Here is a 3,316-nt window from a genome sequence, read left to right as displayed (position 1 = left end):
TAATAAACTAGATGACATAGATTTAGAAATATTAAAGAAGCTAATCAAACAATCTGTTAACTACTTAGAGAATAAATATCCTAAAAAGTGATATTTAATTAAAGCAAGTATTCTATTATCTGGTGAAAGGAGAAAAAACATGAGTATTGGGGCATTTTCTGTTAGTTTGACGGTAAAGGATATTCATGCATCAAAAACATTTTATGAGAAACTAGGGTTTAATGTTTTTGGTGGAAATATCGATCAAAACTGGTTAATCTTGAAAAATGAAGACTGTATTATTGGCCTATTTCAAGGCATGTTTGAAAAGAATATATTAACCTTTAATCCTGGGTGGGACGAGAATGCTGAAGAGGTAAATCCTTTTAAGGATGTAAGGGTATTACAAGAAGAACTTAAAGAAAAGGGAATAAACTTTATTCAGGAAGCAAATTTAGAAACTAAAGGTCCAAGCAGCTTTATGATTGAGGATCCAGATGGTAATCTAATCCTTGTTGATCAACACAGGTAGAAATAAAATCTATTGAATATTCTAGGAGGTTAATGATGGGAAGAGTCGTTCATTTTGAAATTCATGTAAATAATATGGAACAGGCAAAAACGTTTTATGGTGAGGTATTTGGCTGGACATTTCAAGACTGGAGCGAATTTGCTGGAATGCCTTACTTTGGGGTAGTGACAGGAAGTGAAGATGAACTAGGAATCAATGGTGCATTAATGCAGCGGCAAAGTGCTGCACCTGAAGTAAATCAAGCTTTAAATGCATATGTTTGTACAATTGGCGTTGAGAATTATGATGAATCGGAAGCTAAAATTCTTAATAATGGCGGAAAAGTCGCATTGCCAAAATATGCATTGCCAGGAATGGCGTGGCAAGGATATTATTTGGATACAGAAGGAAATATTTTCGGATTGCATCAGCCTGATGTTAATGCAAAATAAGGTATTTTTAAAACAATGATTACATAGAATTTATTTAGCTAAGGTGCCTTTCCCTAGGAACAGGTGCCTTTTTTCGTATAAAAGGATTGAAATGGGGGGATTGTTTATGAATGTTGAAATAGATGCTGAATCAAGGAATTGGATAGAGGCTAAGGGAAGCCAATTAACTGTAAAAACGCTCGATGTAAAGGGTTGCTGTGCACCAGGGGTTCAAGAAGTAGTTGCAGTGCCGGGAAAACCTCAAAACTTAAATCATTATAATGAATATATGGTTGGTAATCTATCAATATATGTTCAAAAACATATTCGGGCCAAGGAAAAACTGACGCTAAAATTATCCGGTATGAGCTTCTTAAAATCTATCTCAGCAAAGCTTCATTAATAAAAAACAGCACCCAATCATGGAGGATTGGGTGCTGTTTTATTAAGCAATTTCTCTCTCTGATTGTTCTACAAGAACAGCCTGTGGCAGTTTGGATAGCTTAATCCACTTGTTAATGGAAGTAACTAAAATGACGAATCCAAGGATAAGCATAATGATGGATAGCGTACCGTTTAATACGTTAAAACCAGCACTATCTGCGTTTAAGTAGACATTTTTCACCATCCAATATCCTGCAACATTTACAGTTACATAGAGATAAGATAGAGGGACTAAACATGTCAGCATATACCAACGTTTATCAGCAATCTTAAGGACTACAGTCGCACCGATGATCAGACCAATGGAAGCCATTAATTGGTTGGATACTCCGAATAATGCCCAAACGGAACTGATGTCGCCGGAATAGAGTAGATATCCCCAGAATAAACAAGCTAAAGCACTGGCGGTAATATTCGCAGGCAATGAATCTGTCCGTTTTAAAGGTTTAATAAATTGTCCGCCGAAATCCTGGATCAAATAGCGGGCAACACGGGTTCCTGCATCAATGGCTGTTAAGATAAAAACGGCTTCAAAAAGAATAACAAACTGGTAAAAGAAGGATGCCATATTTTTGAAAATAGGAATCTCCGTAAAGATATACGTCATCCCTACAGCAAGGGTAACGGCTCCACCCGTTCTACCTTCAAGATCCATCCCAATATCTTGACTAAGTTGGTTTAGATGAACAGTTTCCATACCTAGTGTTGCAAATTTCTCCGGTGTTGAATTGATGGCAAAATAATCTCCAGGCTGTAAAGATACTGCTGCAATTAACGCCATAACTGCAACTAAACATTCTACAAGCATGGATCCGAAAGCTACTCCTTTAGCATCACTCCAACGATTGATCATTTTCGGAGTTGTGCCGGAACCAACGAATGCGTGGAAGCCAGAGATTGCTCCACAAGCAATCGTAATGGAAACGAACGGCCACACAGGACCAGCAATAATAGGACCGCCGCCATTAATAAATTCTGTAAAGGCAGGGAATTGAACAGCTGGGTTCACATAGAATACACCAAGAATTAATGCAACAAATACCCCTATTTTCATAAACGTACTTAAATAATCACGCGGTGCAAGTAAAAACCATACAGGCAACGCAGCAGCAAAGAATGCATAGATTGGCAGAGCAAGGGCAAGAGTGCTTTTTTCAAGTGTTAAGAAATCACCTAAAGCTGTACCTTGGATGTTCGGCCCCAAGAATACTGCCAGCAAAATTAAACCGAAACCAACTATCGTTGCAACTTTTAAATTGCCTGTCTTCTTATGATACAATCCAACCCCCATAGCAATGGGAATCGTTATAGCTACTGCAAATGTTCCCCATGGGTTTCTTTCTAAAGCACTTAGGACAACTAAAGAGAGACCTGCCATTGTAATCGTTATAATGAATAACATTGCTAAACCTGTACAGAATCCAGCAACAGGGCCGAGTTCTTCTTTTGCGATCTCCGATAGTGATTTTCCATCTCTGCGCATAGAGGCGAAGAGAACAACTAAATCGTGGACAGCTCCACCGATGACAGCACCAATTAGGAGCCAAAGCAAACCTGGCAGATAACCGAATTGAGCTGCTAAGATTGGACCAACTAACGGCCCCGCTGCAGCAATCGCCGCAAAATGGTGACCAAATGAAACCCATTTATTCGTGGGTACATAATCTTGCCCGTCTTCTAATTTATGAGCCGGAGTCGGTTTAGATTCATTAAGCTTCAAAACCTTTGCCGCCATAAATGTCCCGTATAAACGGTAAGCAATTAAGAGTATACAGATAGCACCAATAACGATTGTAAGAGCACTCATTTATACAATCCTCCTTCAAAATGTATGAATACAAACTAATCATACAAAATGAAAGCGCTATTATTTCAATTTCAAGATAAAATACATAAATCGAATGTTGAATTACATTAATTTACTGATGAGTTGCAAAATTCTGATATATTT

4 protein-coding genes are annotated in these 3,316 nt (G+C 38.0%); 3 read left to right on the top strand and 1 reads right to left on the bottom strand.

Features of this window, described 5'->3' with window-relative positions:
* The first annotated feature begins 139 nt into the window (after positions 1 to 139).
* The 3 genes from V7149_RS03855 to V7149_RS03845 all read left to right on the top strand — a co-directional run bounded on the left by V7149_RS03855 (position 140) and on the right by V7149_RS03845 (position 1,324).
* The gene (locus tag V7149_RS03855) at positions 140 to 511 is read left to right on the top strand and encodes a VOC family protein (protein WP_335344336.1); all 372 of its coding nucleotides are present in this window, start codon (positions 140 to 142) and stop codon (positions 509 to 511) included.
* A 35-nt stretch (positions 512 to 546) separates the two neighbouring features.
* On the top strand, positions 547 to 942 hold the full coding sequence (locus V7149_RS03850) for a VOC family protein (RefSeq protein ID WP_335344335.1): 396 nt from the start codon (positions 547 to 549) through the stop codon (positions 940 to 942).
* A 106-nt stretch (positions 943 to 1,048) separates the two neighbouring features.
* The gene (locus tag V7149_RS03845) at positions 1,049 to 1,324 is read left to right on the top strand and encodes a CC/Se motif family (seleno)protein (protein ID WP_335344334.1); all 276 of its coding nucleotides are present in this window, start codon (positions 1,049 to 1,051) and stop codon (positions 1,322 to 1,324) included.
* Positions 1,325 to 1,366: 42 nt separating this feature from the next.
* On the opposite strand, the gene V7149_RS03840 is transcribed toward V7149_RS03845, so the two are convergent.
* Complete coding sequence (locus V7149_RS03840; protein WP_335344333.1) at positions 1,367 to 3,172, bottom strand: carbon starvation CstA family protein; 1,806 nt, start codon at positions 3,170 to 3,172, stop codon at positions 1,367 to 1,369.
* Between the last annotated feature and the right edge of the window lie 144 nt (positions 3,173 to 3,316).

Origin of the sequence: Bacillus sp. JJ1503 (genome assembly GCF_036965125.1) — a bacterium.
In the GTDB taxonomy this organism is placed as follows: Bacteria; Bacillota; Bacilli; order Bacillales; family Cytobacillaceae; genus Cytobacillus.
The sequence above is the reverse complement of the archived record's forward strand: the minus strand, read 5'-3'. Positions and strand labels throughout refer to the sequence as shown.